At 56.2% G+C, this 20,622-nt stretch carries 21 protein-coding genes; 14 read left to right on the forward strand and 7 right to left on the reverse strand.

Annotation, left to right across the window (positions count from 1 at the left end; genetic code table 11):
- Nucleotides 1-59: 59 nt before the first annotated feature.
- Together BM316_RS16710 and BM316_RS09915 are read right to left on the reverse strand one after the other, a co-directional pair.
- Entirely contained in the window at nt 60-221 is a 162-nt protein-coding gene (locus tag BM316_RS16710; protein ID WP_165606567.1) for a hypothetical protein, read from the reverse strand.
- A complete protein-coding gene (locus BM316_RS09915) occupies nt 218-1,720 on the reverse strand; it encodes an FAD-dependent oxidoreductase (protein WP_090207122.1) in 1,503 nt (500 codons plus the stop codon). The genes BM316_RS16710 and BM316_RS09915 overlap by 4 nt, the downstream gene beginning before the upstream one ends.
- 137 nt (nt 1,721-1,857) lie before the next feature.
- Here BM316_RS09915 and BM316_RS09920 point away from each other — a divergent pair, with 137 nt between their 5' ends.
- Nucleotides 1,858-3,060, forward strand: coding sequence for a helix-turn-helix transcriptional regulator (locus BM316_RS09920; RefSeq protein ID WP_090207125.1), 1,203 nt, complete (start codon nt 1,858-1,860; stop codon nt 3,058-3,060).
- A 50-nt stretch (nt 3,061-3,110) separates the two neighbouring features.
- On the opposite strand, the gene BM316_RS09925 is transcribed toward BM316_RS09920, so the two are convergent.
- Nucleotides 3,111-3,398, reverse strand: coding sequence for a hypothetical protein (locus BM316_RS09925; protein WP_090207128.1), 288 nt, complete (start codon nt 3,396-3,398; stop codon nt 3,111-3,113).
- A 366-nt stretch (nt 3,399-3,764) separates the two neighbouring features.
- Between BM316_RS09925 and BM316_RS09935 the strand changes: the two genes are divergently transcribed.
- From BM316_RS09935 to BM316_RS09945, 3 genes are all read left to right on the forward strand, one after another.
- Entirely contained in the window at nt 3,765-4,001 is a 237-nt protein-coding gene (locus tag BM316_RS09935; protein ID WP_131802564.1) for a hypothetical protein, read from the forward strand.
- 153 nt (nt 4,002-4,154) lie between these two features.
- Entirely contained in the window at nt 4,155-6,554 is a 2,400-nt protein-coding gene (locus BM316_RS09940; RefSeq protein WP_090207136.1) for a calcium-binding protein, read from the forward strand.
- Nucleotides 6,551-7,147, forward strand: coding sequence for a hypothetical protein (locus tag BM316_RS09945; protein ID WP_131802566.1), 597 nt, complete (start codon nt 6,551-6,553; stop codon nt 7,145-7,147). Before BM316_RS09940 ends, BM316_RS09945 begins: the two co-directional genes overlap by 4 nt.
- A 62-nt stretch (nt 7,148-7,209) precedes the next feature.
- On the opposite strand, the gene BM316_RS09950 is transcribed toward BM316_RS09945, so the two are convergent.
- Nucleotides 7,210-7,971, reverse strand: a complete 762-nt coding sequence (locus BM316_RS09950; protein ID WP_165606568.1) for a LytTR family DNA-binding domain-containing protein — start codon at nt 7,969-7,971, stop codon at nt 7,210-7,212.
- Between the two features lie 176 nt (nt 7,972-8,147).
- On the opposite strand from BM316_RS09950, the gene BM316_RS09955 reads away from it, so the two are divergent.
- Nucleotides 8,148-8,780, forward strand: a complete 633-nt coding sequence (locus tag BM316_RS09955; protein WP_090207141.1) for a hypothetical protein — start codon at nt 8,148-8,150, stop codon at nt 8,778-8,780.
- Between the two features lie 489 nt (nt 8,781-9,269).
- Here the strand turns inward: BM316_RS09955 and BM316_RS09960 are convergent, their stop codons facing one another.
- Nucleotides 9,270-9,536, reverse strand: a complete 267-nt coding sequence (locus BM316_RS09960; protein ID WP_131802567.1) for a hypothetical protein — start codon at nt 9,534-9,536, stop codon at nt 9,270-9,272.
- A gap of 253 nt (nt 9,537-9,789) precedes the next feature.
- Here BM316_RS09960 and BM316_RS09965 point away from each other — a divergent pair, with 253 nt between their 5' ends.
- Together BM316_RS09965 and BM316_RS09970 are read left to right on the forward strand one after the other, a co-directional pair.
- Nucleotides 9,790-10,680 carry a helix-turn-helix domain-containing protein gene (locus tag BM316_RS09965; RefSeq protein ID WP_131802568.1) on the forward strand — a complete coding sequence of 297 codons (891 nt, stop codon included), beginning with the start codon at nt 9,790-9,792 and terminating at the stop codon, nt 10,678-10,680.
- Between the two features lie 132 nt (nt 10,681-10,812).
- A complete protein-coding gene (locus BM316_RS09970) occupies nt 10,813-11,571 on the forward strand; it encodes a hypothetical protein (protein ID WP_090207149.1) in 759 nt (252 codons plus the stop codon).
- 28 nt (nt 11,572-11,599) lie between these two features.
- Here BM316_RS09970 and BM316_RS09975 read toward each other — a convergent pair whose 3' ends face one another.
- Nucleotides 11,600-12,922 (reverse strand): ABC1 kinase family protein, encoded by a 1,323-nt coding sequence (locus BM316_RS09975; RefSeq protein ID WP_090207152.1) that lies wholly within the window; start codon nt 12,920-12,922, stop codon nt 11,600-11,602.
- 164 nt (nt 12,923-13,086) lie between these two features.
- A complete protein-coding gene (locus BM316_RS09980) occupies nt 13,087-14,106 on the reverse strand; it encodes a LacI family DNA-binding transcriptional regulator (protein WP_090207158.1) in 1,020 nt (339 codons plus the stop codon).
- A gap of 142 nt (nt 14,107-14,248) precedes the next feature.
- On the opposite strand from BM316_RS09980, the gene BM316_RS09985 reads away from it, so the two are divergent.
- From BM316_RS09985 to BM316_RS10015, 7 genes are all read left to right on the forward strand, one after another.
- The gene (locus BM316_RS09985; protein ID WP_090207161.1) at nt 14,249-14,434 is read left to right on the forward strand and encodes a hypothetical protein; all 186 of its coding nucleotides are present in this window, start codon (nt 14,249-14,251) and stop codon (nt 14,432-14,434) included.
- 25 nt (nt 14,435-14,459) lie between these two features.
- Nucleotides 14,460-15,608 carry a TRAP transporter substrate-binding protein gene (locus BM316_RS09990; RefSeq protein WP_090207164.1) on the forward strand — a complete coding sequence of 383 codons (1,149 nt, stop codon included), beginning with the start codon at nt 14,460-14,462 and terminating at the stop codon, nt 15,606-15,608.
- A gap of 111 nt (nt 15,609-15,719) precedes the next feature.
- On the forward strand, nt 15,720-16,232 hold the full coding sequence (locus BM316_RS09995; RefSeq protein WP_090207166.1) for a TRAP transporter small permease: 513 nt from the start codon (nt 15,720-15,722) through the stop codon (nt 16,230-16,232).
- Nucleotides 16,233-16,243: 11 nt separating this feature from the next.
- On the forward strand, nt 16,244-17,572 hold the full coding sequence (locus BM316_RS10000; RefSeq protein WP_090207170.1) for a TRAP transporter large permease: 1,329 nt from the start codon (nt 16,244-16,246) through the stop codon (nt 17,570-17,572).
- Between the two features lie 11 nt (nt 17,573-17,583).
- Complete coding sequence (hisD, locus tag BM316_RS10005) at nt 17,584-18,891, forward strand: histidinol dehydrogenase (protein WP_090207173.1); 1,308 nt, start codon at nt 17,584-17,586, stop codon at nt 18,889-18,891.
- Nucleotides 18,884-19,645 (forward strand): SDR family NAD(P)-dependent oxidoreductase, encoded by a 762-nt coding sequence (locus tag BM316_RS10010; protein ID WP_090207176.1) that lies wholly within the window; start codon nt 18,884-18,886, stop codon nt 19,643-19,645. Before hisD ends, BM316_RS10010 begins: the two co-directional genes overlap by 8 nt.
- Complete coding sequence (locus tag BM316_RS10015) at nt 19,642-20,622, forward strand: alcohol dehydrogenase catalytic domain-containing protein (RefSeq protein WP_090207178.1); 981 nt, start codon at nt 19,642-19,644, stop codon at nt 20,620-20,622. The genes BM316_RS10010 and BM316_RS10015 overlap by 4 nt, the downstream gene beginning before the upstream one ends.

Here is a 20,622-nt window from a genome sequence, read left to right on the forward strand (position 1 = left end):
TACCGAATTGTGCGATCCTTAAAGCAGGATCGCACAGTTTGTCTGCTTGGCGAACGAACCTAACCGCCAGCAGAGCGGCGTGCCAACAATCGCTTTCGCACGATCAAGACAAAGGCAATGACGCAGCCAAGCACTAGCAATCCGCCAATGCCTTTCAGCATCATCCAGCCGAGCGTGAAGTAACTTGAAAACCAGCCTGACATAATCATGGCTGCGCTCACGCCAACGGTGCGGCTTCGACATCAAAGCGGTCTGCGATGCGATCCAGTGTTCTGCGGCAATGCGCGATATCAGCCGCAGCGGTTGATTTCATCCGCATCAGGCCAAGCATCCGGCGCGGAAAAGGGTACCAGCGGTCGAGATCCAGACCACACCGATCAAGCAACATCAACGGCAACGTCTGCACCGCAATGACCTGATTCATATAGGCCTGCGCCGCAGATGCACCGACCCAGGCATTCCTGTTCTGACGGAAGAGGCCCTCTTGATCGAGTGTATAGAACCCCTGCCCTCTCAGCGCATTGCGGAACCACAGATGCGTGGCAAAGAAACCCGAAACGCTGGTTAGAAAATGAAAGGCGGAACGCGCATTGATACTGAGGATACATCCTTCGGGGCTGAGAATGGGTTGATAATCGGCAAGCGTATCGTCCCGAAAGAAACTGCCGGTGCAGTTCACAAAGATTGCACCGTCATCGATTGGCATCGTCTGACCGGACCTCAGCACCATCTGCTGACCGTCCGGCGTCTCGACCACATCCTCAAGATAGTCAGATACGGCCTGCTCTACTCCTGATTTGATCTTCGTGTGTTCCTGCTCTGATTGGAGCCCATAAAGGAATACACCATTGTTCGCACCTGGATCGGTTGAATAGTTTCGGCGAAAATGGGCGAGCGCCTCGTCTTCGTTATCGCCGTTGAAATTCAGCGCCATATCCCGAAACAGGCGTGAGACGAGTTCGCCTGATGTCCACCGTTTGATCCCTGTCGGAATATACTTCGTGCGGTTGAGGAAGTTTGTGCCACGCCCCTGAAACAGGATAACCCTGCGGGCGGGATTGAAGGCGAGTGTCGCCAGGACCGTGTCCATCCCGGTTTTGCCACCGCCCACCACAACAACTGGCGCATGCGGATGCGCTTGCAAAGTCGCACGCAGGTCTTGCGGAATGATGGAGACAAGGTTGTCGCTCGAAAACTGCAGCGGTGTCGTCAGACCATAGTTCAATCCTGGGGCATGAATTGCTTGCTTTGCGTGAACTTTTTGCGTTTCGCTTTGGTCATCATTTGCATGAAACACAATCTTCGCCATGGTCCCTTCGTCTGTTCTGACCTCGGCCAGCGACGACACGGTTTGCCCAAAAGCGGTCTGCAGACGCAGGCTCTGTCCGACAGGGCTCAGCGAACTTGCCAGATGCGATTGCACCTCGTCCCTTGCGGCAAGGTAGTCACGTGGTTTGCGCCAGTCCCATGCCATGTTGCCGACGGTGAACATCGGATGCGGTTGATGCAGCCGCACATAGTCATAAGCGGTGTTCCACATGCCACCTGCTGCATCCTTTTGGTCCAGCAGCAAAACACGCGCGCCTTTAGGCAGGTATTCAGTTGCCGCATTCAGCGCATTCAGCCCGGCAATCCCTGCACCGATGACCACAAGATCAAAATTCTGGCCGTCAAATTGATCCGCGCCGGACTTCACCGGTTGCTGCAACTGGTCAAGCATGAAATCCCTCCTGTTCACTTTCAGGTTTTATGAGGACAGGGTCAGGCTGCCCCTAGGGCAATTTTACCCAAATCACCCTATAAATTGACCTTAGGTCATCCAGTCTCTAGCCTCGGGTGTGGACAGGGGGAAATTCAATGACGCGAAGTTTGTCTGTGGCCGAGGCCAGCGATCTGATTGGCATCGTCTACGATGCCAGCTTGGAAAAGAACCAATGGGCAAGCCTTGTGGGCGCGCTCATTGCGCAATGTCCCGGTCATGTCGCGGCGGTTGTAACATTTGAAGATGCAAGGTGGGTCTCAAGCCATGTACCCACGTTGCCGGATGGCGAACACGGGGCGCAGATCAGCGAACTGATGGAAGATGTCGAGAAAGGAGATGTCGCCCAGCCCGATGATCTCAATGATACGCTGTTTCATCGCCAACCCCTTGAAATCGGAACGCTTTACAGCACACGGCGCATTTTTTCAGAAGAGGAGTTCCGCAACTTCGAAGGCTACAAAGCAACGATGAAACCGATCGGTGCGGGGCATTGGACCGGCACCCACTTTTCCATCACAGGCGGTCGTCGCGCTGCAGTCATGGTCGTTGAAAACGACTTCGACGAGACACCGAAGGACAATGCGCGCGTCGAAGATATCATCCGCCTGATCGCACCGCATATGATCCGTGCAAACACGTTCGCGCGCGCGCTCAGCATGGCAAAAGATGCCGCAGAAACTTACTCGGCCTTCATCGACGCCATTGCGCTCCCCATGCTGATCATGACACGCGACGGTCAATTCCAAATGGCAAATACGATAGGTCAGCGATTGCTCGACACCGGCGAACTGGTGCAGCTCGACACGGCAACAAACCGGATCGCACTGCCCGAAACACAGGATACGGCAAAGCTCAGCCACGCAATAGCACAGGCCCAGGAAGATGGTGGCCCCCACGCGTTTCAGGCGTTTGCTTCTGACACGAGCATCGCCGTTTGTGTGTGTCCTTACCGGCCTGCACTTGCCTTCGCGTCTGAAATTGACCGTAAGCTTTTCAAAGGTCAGCAGCTTTTCGCGGTTTTTATTGGTGCGAAACCGCAAGGCGATGTCAGTTCACGCCTGTTGCAGGATGCGTTTGGGCTGACCCAGCGCGAAGCCGAGGTGTGTGGTGGGTTGCTCGGCGGACGAAAGCCCTCGCAGCTCGCCGTTGAGATGGGGCGTTCAGAAAAGACAATCCGCAACCAGATTCAGGCCGTGCACGAAAAGGTTGGCGTGACCAGCACACGCGACCTGACCGAGGCGCTGTCAGTTTTCCGGACTGTCGGCGCGATGTTTGCCGAAGACGGCGGAGCCGCTTGAATTCAAGCGGCCCAGCAACGTTTTATTAGCACTCCCGCGGCGCTTGTCTGTCAGTTATGCCAGTCGGCAATTACGTCGAAGCCTTCTGGCGTGGGCGGCTGCTCCAAAAAGCCAGCAAACTGCCCCCACATGGCTTGCACGGTCTCATTATTGGCATCTGAAGTCTCTTTGCTGTCTACAACTGAAACGACATAGCCTGCACCGGTTTCATCCATTGCGTTGATAAAATGGACCACGCCGGGCATGGCCATGATCTGTGGCTTCAGTTCTTCAAGCAGGGTTGTCGCCGCTGCGATGCTGTCTTCTTTCATCTTATAGTGGGTGATGCGTGCAAACATTGTCTTTCCTCCAAATGTAGATCGGGCAGTGTGATCAATGCTGCGGCGGTGCCGTGGGCATCGCCAGTCCATTGGATCAACGTAGATTTCGCCCATACTTCCCTGTCATCGTGCCTCGCTTCGGTATTGCAAGGACAAGGAATGCTAAGAATGTTTGTTGAAGCTTGGCTTGAGCAATCTTGCCTAAAAGCAAAGCTTTGGCCGCTGCCGCCGGAATGGCTGGTTTGACCCAGGCAACGCGAATTCGCACCAGGGCGCAGACATTTTGGGGGATCATTCCCGACAGATTTGGGCAATCTTGCTCAATCCGGCGCGCCGCGACTTCCTTAACGTCACCCCATAAAGCCAAAGATTAAGGAATGACTCATGCCGCGCCTCAGACCCTCTACCGCTTCCATGATTGCTGCCGTTTTCATTCTGGCAGCCGCCACACCTGAAAAACCGCTCCTTGCGTTAGGTATCGGCGCTCCGTTTCCGCCGTCACTGGACTTCCCTCAAGAAGGTGCGTTCTCAAGCAAGAGCCTGTGGTGTGTTTTGCTATCATGCCCCGAGATTCCGAGTTCTGAAACAACAGACGCGGCCGCGCAGGCCGAAGCTGAATAGGAGGTCCGACCGGACAACCGGTCCCAAGGGCTCGGACGCAACAGTCGGAAAATGATGCGCAGGTCTACTCCGCCGCGAAGTTGCTTTGTCGTCCAAATCTTGCCACGAATTGAAATTATCTCGAATAAAGTTCTTTTCATTTTGTGGGTTTAGATGGCTGTTTTTGACGGAACAACTGACGCAGACCGATTAACTGGCGGCGCAGAAGATGATGTGTTTTTCGGCATGGCCGGGGACGATACCATCAAGGGCGGTGGCGGCACTGACACTGCGCGCTTTAGCGGATTGCTTACACAGTATTCGTGGACGACCACGAACAAGGGCTATCAGATCACCGGGCCGGACGGCACGGATACGCTCGAAAGCATCGAGGTTCTTCAGTTCGATGATTTTACGTGGAACCTAGACGGACAGAACGACGCCGTTTTCAACTACGACGCGCTGGTGTTCGAGACAGACGTCAATACGCCGTTTACATTCGAGATCAGCGGTTATGACATTGATGATGCGGGATTTTTCGGCTTTACATATTCCACGCCCTACATCAACGAATTGCTTCGGACCTCGCTTGAGCAATACGATGTAGGCTATGGCAAAGGGTTTACGGCAACCTACGAATATGATCCCCGCAAGCGCGGCGATTATCAAAACCAGATCCTGGCCCAAGGCGAAACTGAGACGCTGAATTTTGTCTACCGCTACGGCTCAAGCTCTGCAGGCTACACTGATATTCCCGCAAGCATCGTCATAACAGGCGTGAACGACGCCCCTGAGGTCATCAAAACTGAACACGCGGACCTGACCACTTTTGTTGTCGAGGATGCGGGCGAGGTTGGCTTTGCGCTTGAGGCATTCGCGGATGATCCCGACAGCGATGACGACAGCGCGACCCTCTCATGGGAAGTCGTCAGCAAGCCTGACACAGTGTCAGCATGGTTTGACGGCAGCACATTGTTCGTCGATCCAGGCGCGAATTATCAGCTGTTGTCAGAGGACCAGTGGACCACCGAAACCATCGAAGTTCGCGCAATCGACAGACACGGCGCACCGTCAGAGACACTGGCTTACATGATCAGGATCTATGGGGCTGACGATCCACAACCAAACTATCTGACTGAAGGCGGTGCGCCGGATTACGCAGCCATCGGGATTGATCCGGCGAGCACCTCGAAGTTGGGCGTAATCTCAGGACTGATCAATGACCCTGCGAACCTTGACTATTTGGCGCATACGGCTGGAGACGACACACTCGTCGTTCACGCACAATCTTTTGCCTACTTCTACAGCAGGGACTTTCTTTACACTCAGTATGAACTGCCTTGGACCGATCTCTCGATCGACATGGGGGATGGTAACGACAAAGCGGTCTTCAAGCTTTCAGGGATCGAATCCGCGCTGAGTGATGTTGAACTGGACATGGGTGCCGGTGAGAACCTGATTTCCTTTGAAATTGAAGCGACGGGCTATGCCTATTTATCTGGTAATGAGTTCAATGCAGGGCAACACAGTAGCCAGATCATTGGCGATATAACCTCTGCCGGTGGTGCCCGGTTTGTCGGCAACAGCTTTGCCTTCGGCGACGGGAACGATCTGCTTCATCTTACATTCAACGTGAGAGGGACCAGTAGTCAAATTCCGCTGCCGTCCATCTTCAACTTCAACAACAGCTATTTCATGGGGAGCGGCAAAGACACCATCATCCTCGACTTCTTCGTCACGGACGGTGGTGAAATGGAGTTTAGCGACAGGATCTCGACCTGGGATGGTGATGACTATGTGCGCATGAATAACCTCGACTCCGTCATCGGCGCAGGCTTCCCTTACAGTGGCAACACAGGGTTCACCGGAAGCATCGATACAGGTCGCGGTGACGATGTCATCGATTTCTTCTGGACTGCGAACACAACCGAGACGGCACTTGGATATCTCAATGCAGGCGAAGGGACGGATACGCTGAACCTTTGGGGGGATGCGCAGGACTGGACGCTTGTTGAAGACATCGGATGGCGGATCACGCTGAAGAATGGTGGACAGAGCATTGCGGTCTCGGGGGTTGAAGAAATCAACTACCTTGGAAACGCGCCCGTCGGGGGTGACCCCACAGACCCAACCGATCCGACAGACCCGACTGATCCGACCGACCCGACCGATCCCGTCGACCCCGGTCTTGGCACATCGGACGCAGACCGGCTGACCGGAACGGCCGCAGATGACACGCTGCAAGGCGCTGGCGGCCACGACACGCTGTCAGGACTGGCTGGTGGCGACATGCTTTATGGTGGTCAGGGACATGACAGGCTTCTGGGTGGCGCGGGGGCCGACCAATTTGTTTTTGCAGCCGATGGTGGCTTTGACATCGTTTACGACTTTGAGGACGGCACTGACCAAATCGCACTTCTGAACCTGCAGTTTGCAGATTTGACGATTGCGGCACATCGCGAAACGGATACGCTGATCTCAAGCGGGGAGGCGCATATGATCTTACGTGGTGTTGATGTGGCAAAAGTTGATGCGATGGATTTCTTGACGATCACCGAAAGCGATATCGCATGATGGGCAAGCATATGTCGTGCCGTGCAGTCGTGATCATGACACCGTTCCTGCTTGCAGCCTGCGGCGGCGGAGGTGGGGGCGGAGCCAACACCGAACCGGTGGACTTCAGCACAGCTGACGCTGCTGCTGCGGCATTGATCGATCAATATGTCGATGCAAATGGGAACGCGGCAACCGGACAGACGCGTAGCAACAGCTTCTTGCAGACCGGCACCGTCAATTATGCTGGAGCATTCAACGGCAACCTGGGCGGAAACGGTGTTGTCGGCGACGTCACGATTGCAGTTGCCTTTGGCGGTGGCGACGTCACCGGATCGTTGCGCAATCTGCAAAACGAGGCCAGCGGAGCCTATACGGGTAGTCTGCAGGCATCTGGTAGCCTGAACAAAGACGCGACGGCACTAGAACCCCAGATGAGCCTGACCTTCGATGGCAGTCTGGGAAACAGCAGTGGTGCGCAGGCGGTGACGCTTTTGCTTGATGGCAACTTCTTTGCCCACGATGGCAACCCCGAAGGCGCTGTGGCCGGACCCGTTGATGGCACGATCGGCGGCGTCCTGCTAGACGATGGCCTGTTCGCGGCCGAAGACTGAGGGCAGATCGCGCTTGGCGCACGATGCCAGAACATATCTGCCCCGCTCGATGATCCAAAGGATCAGGACGTGATCGTACGCGCCTCAATCGTGGCCTCTACAGCCTTGAGATAGGTGTCGCTCACAGGCAGCTCGCGCCCATCGCTCAGCTTTGCAAAAGCGCGGTTGCCACGCCTTTTGGTGTCCACCAGATGCTTCTCGGCAATCCAATGGGAGCGATGCAGGCGAAGACCATTGACCCCTTTCACCTCGTCAATTGCATCGGCAAAGCGGCTCAGGACCAGTTCTTTCCCAGCGCTCGTCGTCACCTCAACGTAATGGTCCTGCATCGACATCGAGATGATGTCAGCGGTCGTTGTTGAGCGAAACCGGTCATGCAGTTTCGTCCTCACAACCGGCGTCGCGTCTTCCGCTGGCGGCAACACCCGCCAATCCATGTATTCAACAACACCGATAATGAAGCCGATCACGGTCACCTGCAGCCAAATCACCGGCATTCCGTCAGCAGAAACCAATGGGGGCCGAAAGACGGCATTTACAAAAACGACAATCGCAGCCCCTGGCAAGGCACCCAGAGCCGCGCTGATCAGCAACCTGAAGGTCTTGGACATCCGGCCAAGAAGCGGTGTCTTGAGGCCCACGGTCATGGTGACATGCATGCAAAAGCCCACGCCACCAACAATCATCACCCAAAAGACGAACCGGCTCCAGAAGTCGAGGTCGGCGTAGGTGCCGAATGGTCCCAGCAGGGTCAAGACAATCAGCGCTCCGAAAAATACAAGCAGCTTCTTTTCCCAGCCTATGTCTCCGAAAATTTGGCGCATCGTGAATTCAAATGTTTCAGAACTCGCGAAGTCAAGCCGGATTTCACGAAGAACGCTTTGGTTTTGCTGGGTCTGCGTGGCTCTTTGTGCCCGTCTCTGGGCGGCGACGGTCCCCGACCGATCCAATTCTCCGTGCAGAGCCCAATCACACAAACTGGGCAACATGGGGTAAAGATATGCTTCGCAAAGCGCACCGAAATGCAGAGGCACTGAAGAAAGAATTGGTGTCTTTACGGCCAATGACTTCGCTTGTGGAAAAAGAACTGGCCATCGTCACCGGGGCCATCAAAAGAGAAACGGTCAACTGGGTCCCCATGTGGGTCGATTGGGACAACGCGGTGCGCGCTGGGGCCTCTCTGGCGACGGCAGTCAGGGCCATCACAGACGCGGGCGAACTGCTTTGGTATGTCCGCCATGACACCAAGAAGCATGGCTATCACTCCAGTGCCGATGACCCTTTCCACGCCGTCGAGCAGGCAGAGGATGCATGGAACCACAGGCGGCGCGTTCGGCGGGACTGGGCAAGGGTCGAAGTCGTCCGAAAGGACCTGTTGTGGGGGCGGCGAAAATTCAGAGTGTTGGTGCAGGATGCCTACGACAGTGCGCTCTGCTCTTTGGGGATTCAGTGGTTTTTGAAGCGCATGCGCTTGTCGCATGTCGACGGCATTTCAGGAAGAACTGCCGCAATCCTAATGAAAATCGAACCGCAATTGGGTTTTGTCATCCATCAGGCGCTCGAACGTGAAACGGCGGCGGTTCTCTTTCCTGATGACCCAACCCCGGGAAGAGTGGATATCATCCCATCGTGATCCCTGGCCTTGCTTTTAACGTCTAGGCTTCGCCTGAAAGGTCAAAGCTCTTCCCGTCCGCACACCGCGACCTTCCGAAAGCGCAACGCAAGACAAACCTCAGTTACACGTCAAACAGATGTATGATTTATCACCCATCGATGTATGATTTCTTTATAGTCGACGGAAAGAATTTGAATAATTGGATCATCCCCGAAAATCAGGCAAAACTGACGTTAAGGTAAAAGCCTAGTATCTACAGCGTTGTTACAGAGTTTGTAATGAGTGCTTCGTTGAACGAGTTTGTTTTTGGTTTGCTGGCTGGTTTTTGCTTTTGGGTCGCGTCTAATTTTGTGAGTGGACGGGCGTGATCTTTATATTGTTAGAGTAATTTGTGCTGCATCAGTCTCTGACGTCACGAATAAAAGCAGCCATCACGTTCAGGCAGCGACTTAGCTAGTCGCTGCCTTTTTTCTTTTCTTAATCAAATGAAAAAAATGCCGTGAGGCACTATTTCGCGGCACACCGCGCAAGTGCAGTCGCGGCCATCAGGGCATCGTGGATGCACTGTTGCGACATGTCGATCGCACAGACCTGTTTTTGGCCCGGACCAACCTGGAACAGGCTGGGGCAGTAAACGCCGTCTTCAACTTGCATGACGCATGGCACCCAGCGACCGCCCTGCCCTTCAACCGGCTTGCCACGCAAGACGTTAACGGCACCACTTGGCGGTTGGGTAAACCCAATGGAGATACGAAAAGACTCAATAGTACTCATGACAGATCCTCTGCCCCCTAAAGAGACAGGGCAAATTGTCTAAACGAAGGCGGGAATTTGAAATCTCTGTTTCGAAAAACCACAATTTTCATGATCGTCCGGCAGTCCAAGGTATCTGCGCGGTCCCAAGAACTCCCTAACAAGGATAAGATTTCGACTTTTTTCCTCCATCTTTGCTACCTACTACTTTCAGTCGAGCTTGGGGCACCTTCGTATTGCAGCCCTTAGAGCGACTTTAGCGTTGAGGTATCAGGTGAATCAGTCCAAGGCGAACAGTGGCGTATCGGTTGCAATGATCCGCGCGTTTGTTTGCGTCAGCAAACATCTCAACATCTCGCAAGCATGCCTCGAACTTCGCGCGACCCGCCAGACCGTACGTCGCCACATCAATGACCTTGAATTCATTCTTGGCGGTGACCTCTTTGAGGTCGTGGATCGCCAATACCAGTTGACCAGTTTCGGCGCAAAAATGCTGGAGGGTGCAAAATCCCTGCTAACGCAGATTGATGCGTGGTCAGGGCAATCCCCGCTGACGCGGCACGCAACCGACGGTCTTGAAAGCCAACGCTACACTGATGCGCAGGGACGGGTTTATTATTCCCAGCAACACCCTGTGTCGCAGATCGCGCGGGAAGGCTTGCCGCTTATGAAACAGGCCTTCAAGGCCTGGGGCACTGCCGAAACGCAGATTGATCACGAAGCGATGGACGCCATCCGCCCTTATGCCGTGCTCTACCGTAAGAGCGCGCTCGGCTGGGTTTATGTGCACGTTGGCGAAGAATCGGCTTACGCCAGATGGCTTGGTCCGACGATTGCGCGAAGTGTGATCGGTCGCTTGATCTCCGACGACAGTGCGAGCGAAGACTACGATGAGTTCATGGGCGGCGCTTATTCACGGATCTACGAGGAAGGCGGCGTCCGCTTTGACCATATTCTGGCACACATGCCGCGCGAAAGCGGAGAGACGAAAGCCGGCTCGTTCCAGAGACTGCTGATGGGCGGCGTTTTCCCCGATGGAACCCACGGGCTTATCATCATCGCAGCGCTGACAGAAAACATCGTCATTGACGCGCTTTGCGCCGAAGATCGGCCAAAACTTCCTGAGTGTCTTTTGATGGACCGGGTTCTGCAGTCTGCAGACTAGAGTGGTGCTTTCGCCACAATCTCGCTTCAATTACACCCAAGGGGCGAGAAAGTTATCCACATCTCCAATTTGCGTTGTATGACGATCAAAACAAACACGTCGATTTTGCAACGACTTACAGGGAGAAATTAAATGTCGGCGCGCTCAGTCTTTAAGATGGCCAAGAATGTCTCCCTTATTGTCAGAGAGCTCGAGGATGCCGGTATGCGCATCGAGCTTGGTGATGATTTTGCGACTTATCGTGCATATCGCAGCAACTGCGCAGGGCGTTCCATCGATTTTCCGATCTTTGACGCGGCCACATCGTTTATCGATGCAAGCAACGGTTTCTGGATTTGTGGATTCGACAAAAACGATCAGCTGGTTCACACGCAAGCTGTGCGGCTGCTGGATCTCGGTGACCTGACTTTGGCGGAGCATCTGGACACACATCGTCACAAATACATTGTTGCAGACTCAACGCCTGATCCCGATCAGACATTCTTTCGCGGCCCCGAAGCACTCCGTCTTGTGACAGGTCGCGTAGGGTATTGCGGCGATTTCTGGCTGGCACCACAAGGCTTGGGCGGACCGCGCAGTCAGGGTGCCACAAGTCTTCTGGCGCGCCTCGTCTTTGAGGTGATGGAAAAAACATGGCGTCCGGACTTTGCCTTTGCCTTTGTCCCCAAGCAACTGGCGGCCAAAGGAGCACACCTCAGATATGGCTATAGCCATTGCGAGCCCGGCCGGTGGATTGGCCCTGACCAGCAGATCACCCACGAAGAATATCTGATCTGGATGAGCGCATTCGATATCGACAATCTCGTCGCACGCGACCTGCCAACGTTGAAGACAGCGTCTCAGATCGCGAGCGTCGGGCTGTCGGTCGCAGCAACAGAAGGCAAAGGCTAAACCGTCTTTGCGATCCTGCGCACGGCTCTTAGATGCGCCGGTATATCATGTCCCTGACTGGCAGAGTGGCCTTCAAATTGGCCGCGATCAGAAAGACGCCTGCTAGTTTGCGCTGAATAAACAGCACATCTGCTGACACGGGCGGCGGAACAAAGCCCGCTTCTGCGAGCGCCATACCCTCTCGATTCAGGGTCTGCTGGAGGGTGCGATCGTTAAAATCGAACTGGGGGTTCTCGTTAATGGCGCCAAAGACCAGTCGCATCATCTGCATCAGCTGCGCCACATGCGCAGGCGCGGAATCCGCACCCCAGACACCCAGCTTCTGCGAAACCCCGTACAAGGCATCACTATCGTCTTCCAGACCAGCGCGGATCAACTGGCGGTAAGTCTCGATTGTCTCTTCGTTTGGCCTGCGGGTCGCCCCGAAATCAAGAAGCACCAGCTTGCCACTGTCTGCATTGTAGCGGAAGTTCGCGAAGTTGGGGTCCGTCTGGACAATCCCGAACTCGAAAAGCTCTCTCAGCGCGAGATCAACCACGTCGGAGGCGATCTGATTCCGCGTCGCTTGATCGCAACGCTCCGCCGCCTCCAGTGGATCGCTTTCGACAAACGACATGGTCAAAACGGACGGCACCGTCAGATCATCGTAGACGTCTGGCAATTCATAACGTTCTGACCTGCCGAGAAGTCCTTTGAACGTGCGCAGATGATCCGCCTCGCGCAGGTAATCCGTTTCTTCATGCAGCTGAAGACGCGCTTCTTCCACATATCTATCGATTTCAAAGCCGCGCGGAAGCAAACCGGAAAGCCTGATCAGACTGGCGACATTCGCAACGTCACTGTCAATCGAAGCTGCGACGCCGGGATACTGGACCTTGATTGCCACATCCCGACCGTCACGAAGCGTCGCCCGATGCACCTGTCCGATCGACGCCGCCGCAATCGGCCGCACGTTGAAGGATTTGAAACCTTTCAGCCAATCCGACCCCCACGCAGCAGTCAGCACCTTCTTGAGTTGTGACGGCGGCATAAAGTCAGCCTCAGCGCGCAGACGTGCCATGATTTGCGCCAACTCAGGCGGAAGGATATCGCCTGCATCCATCGAGACCAATTGGCCCAGCTTCATCGCAGCGCCACGCATCCGCGCCAACTCATTGGTCACGCGCCCGATATTGGCAGGGGTCACGATCAAGTCCCGCAAGTTTGCAGGTTCGCCCGAAATGAGGCCTCGTGCGCGACCAGCCGCCACGTTCGTGGCGACCCCCAGCGCCATCCCACCAAGCCGCGCCGCCCGCCACGCACGGTGCCGCGGCACGGCAACTGCACGACCGAATTTTTCCGTCTCAGACATTCGAGCCTCTCCGTTTGGGAAAGCAGCTAGCGGTTGTCCAGACCGGGGCAAGTTTGGGTTTTGCGACTGACCCCACGATGATCCTGGCAACGCGCGGACATCCAATCGTCGCTGAACAAAGTCCGAAGGGGCTGGAGGCATACCTTCAAAGATATGCCAGACGGTCAGTCCTTTGGGGCCAAGGTCGATCGCATGACCGGATACGCCAGAAGCTCGACGGTGTTGGGAGGTGTGCCATCCTTGAGCCAGCCAATCAGAGCTGCGGCGGCCAGCCTGCCCATTTCGCGATGCGGTACATGAACCGTTGTCAGTGGCGGATATGCCACTTGGGCCAGCTCGATATCGTCAAACCCGATGATCGACACGTCATCGGGCACATGAATGCCGCTATCACGCGCTTGCCTGAGCGCGCCGACCGCCAGAACATCGTTACCACAAAAGACGGCTGATGGTGGGTTGCTGGCGGACATCGCCTGCTTGAAGGCAATCGCCCCTTCCTCGATCCCGTAGCTTGTTTCGATGAACAACAGGTTCTCTTCAGGCAATCCTTTGTCCTGCATTGCCGCCTGAATACCAAGGTAGCGTTCCATCGCGCGGTCGTTTGAGGCGGTTTCAGCCGAAATGAGCGCCAACTGCCTGTGGCCCATGTCAATCACCTGACGTGCCATGTCGCGCATCGCAGCGGCGTTGTCGAAGCCCACTGACGGTCTGCCTGAGCTTGGATCGAAGGCCCATGTAATGATCGTAGGAATGCCTTGAGCTGCGAGAAAGTCATAAATGGCCTGATCGCGCTTATGTCCGATCAAAAGCAAGGCATCGGCGCCACGTGCGACCAGCGCCTTGACCTGTTCGGCTTCGTTCGCAGCACTGTATCCGGTACTGGCCACCAGCATCGTATAGCCATGCGCCGATAATTCGTCCTGAAACGCCTGCAGCCCCCTTGCGAAAACCGCGTTTTCCATCGTGGGGATAATCGCACCAACCGTGTTTGTTCTGCGTGCGGCCATCACGCGCGCACCGAAGTGGGGCGAATAGCCCAATTGTGCGATTGTGGCTTCGACCTTTGCCCGCGTCGCCGGCGCGACCTGTGCAGGGAAATTGATCACCCTTGAGACCGTCGCAGTCGAGACGCCGGCCGCCGCTGCCACGTCCTGAAGCGTCGGTAGTGATGTGGTATTCGCCATAACTATTTCACATTGCCCATAAATTTCAATTCGTCCAGCCACTTCGGTCATTATCTTACCCTACGGCATGTAAAAGCTTGCACGAATCGCATGTAAGCGCTTACACTTTCTACACCGGACCATACATCAATGGAGATTCCTGATGTTCCTTCTCGCTTCTGCTGCTGTCTTTGCGCTGTTTTTTACAAACGTCGCTTTGGGCGCATTTGCAGACAGCGCAATTCTTGGGGATGTCGGAGAGATGCTGGTTTTGTTTCTCGCGTCGCTGCTTTTCGTCGTCGCGATTTTGAAAAAGGAAGCTGATCGAAAGAATAAAAACGACAGCTAGGACGATCCAATGGGAGGAGAACCAAATGGATACCAAAGACCGCAATGAACTTGCGTCGGCAGAGCGCCGGAACTTTCTCAAGCTGACAGCAACAGGTGGCTTCACAGCCGCATTGGTTGCTGGCGCAGCAGGAACGCTCTGGTCAACAGAAGCAGCGGCACAATCTGCAAACGAAGAACGCGAGCGTGAAGCGGCAGCTGATCACGTGATGACGATTGCCACAGCCTATGTGCTGGGCGCATCACGCAGCTATCCGATCATGCAGCTGGATCTTAAAGAAAACATCCAGAACGCAACCAACGGTAAGGTCTACGTAAAACTCGCACCTGGTGGTCAGCTTGGTGCAGGCGGTGCGCTTGTTCAGGCGGTACAGGGTGGCACCATTCAGGCCGCACAGCACTCGCTTTCGAACTTTGCGCCTTTCGCATCGACCGTTGACCTGATCAACATGCCTTACCTTTGCGGCTCCAACCAGCGTTTCACCAACCTCGTGACATCCGACTTCTGGAACAGCAACGTCACTCCGCGCATCGAAGAGAACGGCTTTAAGCCACTGTTCTATGTCAACATCGACCCACGTGTCGTTGCGGTACGCAAGGGCGGTAACGCCGTCATCACACCGGGCGATATGGAAGGGATCAAGTTCCGCGTTCCCGGTTCCGCGATGCTGCAGCAGTACTACCGCCTTGTCGGTGCAAACCCGACACCTGTTGCATGGGGCGAAACGCCGTCCGCGATCCAGCAGGGTGTTGCAGACGCCCTCGACCCATCGGTTGGCGCGCTCTTCGTCTTTGGCTTCAAGGACATCTTGTCCCACGTGACCTTCACGCAGGCGGTGCCGGACAGCCAAGTTTATTCTTGTAACCTTGAGTGGTTCAACTCAATGCCATCCGACGTACAGGAAGGCATTATGTGGGGTTCAGAGATGACAGCCCATCAGAACCTCGCCAAAGTTCCATCAGCCCGCGCCTATGCGATGGCCGAACTGGTCAAGGCCGGCGTAGAGTTCCATTCGCTGACCGACGACCAGCTGGCCGAATGGCAGGAAGCTGGTGGCTACCAGCGCTCCGAATGGGACGAGTTCAAAGTCGAGCTGGCCGGTTCCATGGACAACTTTGCCCAGATGGAAGAGGCCGCAGGCACGATGGGCAAGTATTTCGTCCACGACGCCTAAAAGACCCGAGGGGTGCCCGTTCGGGGCGCCCCCACCCCCCTTTTTCAAGCATGTCAGATTGAACGCGCCGCCGGTGCCGTCTCTTGATGTGCGAACTGATCGGGATCCGCCATGGAAACCTTGCGCAAAATTGACAAGAACGCCGAGCGCTGGATGCTTCTGACCTTCTACGTGATGCTCGTCATCACGATGGCCATCGAAGTGCTGCGCCGCGAGATCTTTGCTTACTCGTCAATCTGGGGCGAAGAGATCGTCCGCTACTCATTCATCTACCTTGCCTGGATCGGTGCTGCTGCTGCGGTCAAAGAACGTGCACACATCCGTATTGATGTGATCATGCACTATCTGCCGACCCGCCCGAAGGCAGTTCTCTATATTTTCGGGGACATCGTGATGCTCGTCGTCGCGCTGATTGCAGTCTACTGGTCGTGGGAAGCGGTTCACGTCTCTTGGAAGTTTGGCTCTGTGACAGACGGGCTGCGCATTTCCAAAGTGTGGTTCCTGTTGGCCGTGCCACTGGGCTTTGCCCTGATGATCTGGAGACTTCTCCAGTCCATGCGCCGTGACTTTATTTCGCTCAAGACAGGCAAGCCTGTCTACGAGGGCGACACTCTCTTCGATTAGGGGCCAGCCAGATGCTTTGGAATACTGTTCAACAAACCGTCGAGCTGGGCTGGGACTTCTATGTTCCCGTCATCCTCTTCGTTGCTCTAATCGCGCTCGCAGTCCCTGTCTGGGCCGCTATCGGCTCTTCGGCGATCCTGATGCTGCTCATGTCCGGCGACTTGCCGCTCAGCCTTGTCGGTGAGCGTCTCTTTACTGGCATTGATGCCTTTGCCCTCACGGCGATCCCCCTCTTTATTCTGACCGGCGACGTGTTGGTGCGGACGGGGTTGTCGCGAAAATTCCTCGACGTGGCCGAGGCGCTCACCTGCTTTACCAAGGGCGGCTTCGGCTCTGCGACTGTTCTTGTCTGCGGTATGTTTGCTGCCATTTCCGGTTCTGACGCGGCGGGTGCGGCTGCGGTGGGACGCATGACCATCGCGCGGCTGGTCGAGGCGGGATATCCTCGTCCATATGCATGTGCGCTGGTGGCTGCGGGTGCCTGTACCGGCATTCTGATCCCGCCATCCATCGCCTATATCATCATCGGCCTTGTTCTGGGGATATCGGCATCAACCCTGTTTCTGGCCGCATTGATCCCCGGGCTTTGCATTCTCTTTGCGATCCTGATCACCAACCTCGTGATGAACCGCATCTACGCCTACGAAGGCGGCGGCAACATGACATTTGGTGAATGGCTGGCCAACCTTGGCCGTTCGCTGAAGTCAGGCTGGTATGCCTTCATCGTCCCTGGCATCATCTTTTACGGCATCTTTTCGGGCCGTCTGACCCCGACCGAAGCCGGTGCGACGGCGGTGGTCGTGACGATCATCATGGGCTTTATCCTAGGCACGCTGAAATTTGCCGACTTCCCGGCGATGTTGGTCAGCTCGGCCAAGGTGAACGGTGTCATCCTGCCGATCATCGCCTTCTCGGCACCACTCGCCGAGGCGCTGGCGATCATGGGCGTGCCACAGGGCTTCGTGACAGCTGCAACAGGTCTCTCAGACGAGCCTTGGGTTCTGATCCTGCTGATGATCGGCATCCTGATTGCTGCAGGCTGTGTGATGGAAACCACCCCGAACATCGTGATCCTCGCACCGATCCTGATGCCACTGGCCGAAAACATCGGCATGAACGAAATCCAGTTCTGCGTGATGATGATCACCGCGCTGGGGGTCGGTTTCATCACGCCGCCGCTTGGCCTCAACCTCTTTGTTGTCTCCGGGATTACGGGTGAATCGATCCTCAAGATCGCAGTAAAGGCCGTGCCCTTTGTGCTGTGTATGTTCGTGGTCGTTCTCTTCATCGCCTACGTTCCGGCCGTTTCGACAACGCTTCTTCCTGACATCTACAAGTAGGACCAAACCCAATGACACGCGAATACCTCAAGAAAGCGACCCTGACGGCGCAGTCCGGTGCTTCTGATGTGCACGAGCTCGTGCAGGGCATTCTCAACGACATCGAGGCTGGCGGCGATGCCAAGGCGATGGAATATGCGGCCAAGTTCGACAAATACGATGGCAATGTCATCCTGACCGACGAAGAAGTCGCGGCTGCCGAAGCTTTGGTTCCTGCAAAGCTGAAAGAAGACATTCAGTTCGCCCATGACAACGTCAAGCGATTTGCAGAGGCGCAGAAAGCAACGGTCAGCGATATTCAGTACGAAATCGCACCAGGTTTCATCGCAGGCCAAAAGGCAATCCCCGTCGATGCAGCCGGTTGCTACGTCCCCGGTGGGCGTTACAGCCACATCGCATCGGCTATCATGACCGTGACAACTGCCAAGGTCGCAGGCTGCAATCATATCGCTGTGGCGTCACCTCCCCGCCCCGGTGTCGGGATTGCGCCTGCGATCGTTTATGCCGCCAAGATTTGCGGTGCTGACAAAATCATCGCCATGGGCGGTGTGCAGGGTGTTGCCGCAATGACGTTCGGCCTCTTTGGTCTGCCGAAGGCCAACATCCTTGTTGGCCCGGGAAATCAGTTTGTCGCCGAGGCAAAGCGTATTCTGTTTGGCCGTGTCGGTATCGATATGATCGCTGGGCCAACAGACAGCCTGATCCTCGCCGACAAGACCGCCGATCCGCATATCGTCGCAACTGACCTCGTGAGCCAGGCCGAACATGGCTACAACAGCCCCGTCTGGCTGGTCACCGACGACCGTGCTCTGGCTGAGGACGTCATGAACCGCGTCCCTGAACTGATCGAGGATCTGCCCGAGCTCAACCGCGACAATGCCCGCGCTGCTTGGCGCGACTATGCCGAGGTGATCGTCTGCAAGGATCGTGAAGACATGGCAGCCTGTTCCGACGAATACGCGCCAGAGCACCTGACAGTGCAGGCCGAAGACCTGCCTTGGTGGCTGGAGCGTCTGTCCTGCTACGGCTCGCTCTTTCTTGGTGAGGAGACCACCGTGTCCTATGGCGACAAGGCATCCGGGACGAACCACGTACTGCCTACCTCGCGCGCGGCGTCCTATACGGGTGGCTTGTCGGTGCACAAGTACATGAAGATCGTCACGTGGCAGCAGACCACCCGTGAGGCCTCCAAGCGTGTTGCCGAGGCGACTGCCCGCATTTCACGTCTGGAAGGTATGGAAGGGCACGCCCGCGCAGCAGATGTGCGTCTGGCCAAATACTTCCCCGGCGAGAACTTCGACCTGACACCCCATGAGTGACCCTGCCCAACTCTTCGACCTTACAGGCCGTGTTGCTTGCGTCACCGGCGCAAGTGCGGGTCTGGGCCAGCGCGCGGCAACCGTGCTTGCCGCCGCGGGGGCAAAGGTCGTCGGCGTGGCACGCCGCGCCGAGATGCTGGACGACTGGGTCGCCGGTATCGGGGACAACGCGGCAGCAGTTTCGGCTGATCTGTCCAAGCGTGCGGAAATTAGTACGATATCGAACGAAATTGCCGAGTCTTTCGGGCCGCCAGATATTCTCGTGCATGCCGCAGGCATCAACACCAGAGAAACAGCCGATGAGGTGACGCCAGAAGGGTGGGACATCACAATTGATCTCAACCTTGCAGCGCCGTTCTTTCTGTCTCAAGCCTTCGCGCCAGCGATGAAGGCCAAAGGCTGGGGGCGGATTGTGAATTTCGCATCACTCCAGACCACACGGGCCTTCCCGGGCGGGATCGCCTATGGTGCCTCAAAGGCAGGGATCGGTCAGCTGACCCGCGCCATGGCAGAGGCATGGTCCAAGGACGGGATCACCGCCAATGCCATTGGTCCGGGGTTCTTTCCGACAGAACTAACGGGTCCAGTTTTTGCCGACCCTGAACGCGCGGCGCGCAATGCTGCACAGACCTGCATCGGCCGCAACGGGGAACTGTCAGATATTGACGGGCCGATCCTGTTTCTGTGCTCTGAAGCATCGTCCTACGTGACCGGTCAGGTGCTGATGGTGGACGGGGGGTTCACGGCAAAATGAAAGCGCTGGTTTACGACGGTGTTGAAGAACTCGGGTTCCGCGATGTGCCTGACGCGGTGCCGCAGGATGGAGAGCACCTCATCAAGATCGCGGCGGTCGGCATATGCGGGTCCGACATGCACGCCTATCTGGGCCATGATGCACGTCGCCCTGCCCCGCTGATCTTGGGTCATGAGGCTGCTGGCACGATTATTGGTGGTCAACACGACGGAATGCGCGTGACGGTCAATCCGCTAGTCACCTGCATGGAATGTCCTGCCTGCAAAGCCGGGCGCGAGAACCTTTGCCCCAACCGGCAGATCATCTCGATGCAGCCGCGCGAAGGGGCCTTTGCACAATACGTCGCCATGCCGATGCGCAATCTGGTCGAAGTGCCCGACGAGGTACCGCTCGACAAAGCCGCCCTCGCCGAACCTCTGGCTGTCAGTTGGCACACGGCACGTCTGGCCATCGAAGCGCTGCATCCCACGATGGAGCGCCGTGCGATCGTGATTGGCGGCGGTGCGATCGGTCTCGCGGCAGCACTGGCGCTGAAAGCGATGGGTCTCGACGACGTAACCATTGCCGAGCCAAATGACACCCGCCGCGCTTTCCTGACCGAACGGTGTGGCCAGAAGGCCGTCGCGAAGGCCGAAGGTGATGCTCCAATGGTGATTGATGCCGTTGGTTTCGGCGGCACGCGCGCCATTGCCTCTGCCATTGTTCAACCCGGCGGCGTCATTGCTCATGTTGGCCTTGGTGACAGCAAAGAAGGCTTTGACGTGCGCCGCGCGACGCTACAGGAAATCATCTTCATCGGGACCTATACCTACACGGCGCAGGATTTCCGTGATACCGCAGCAGCGATCTTCGACGGGCGGCTTGGCTCGCTTGACTGGACCGAGGAGCGGCCCCTTTCCGAAGGCGCGCAAGCCTTTGCCGATATCCGCGCGGGTGTTGTTGCTGCCCCCAAGATCATCCTTTCACCCTGGCCATAG

The organism is Yoonia litorea (assembly GCF_900114675.1).
GTDB classification, from domain to species: Bacteria; Pseudomonadota; Alphaproteobacteria; order Rhodobacterales; family Rhodobacteraceae; genus Yoonia; species Yoonia litorea.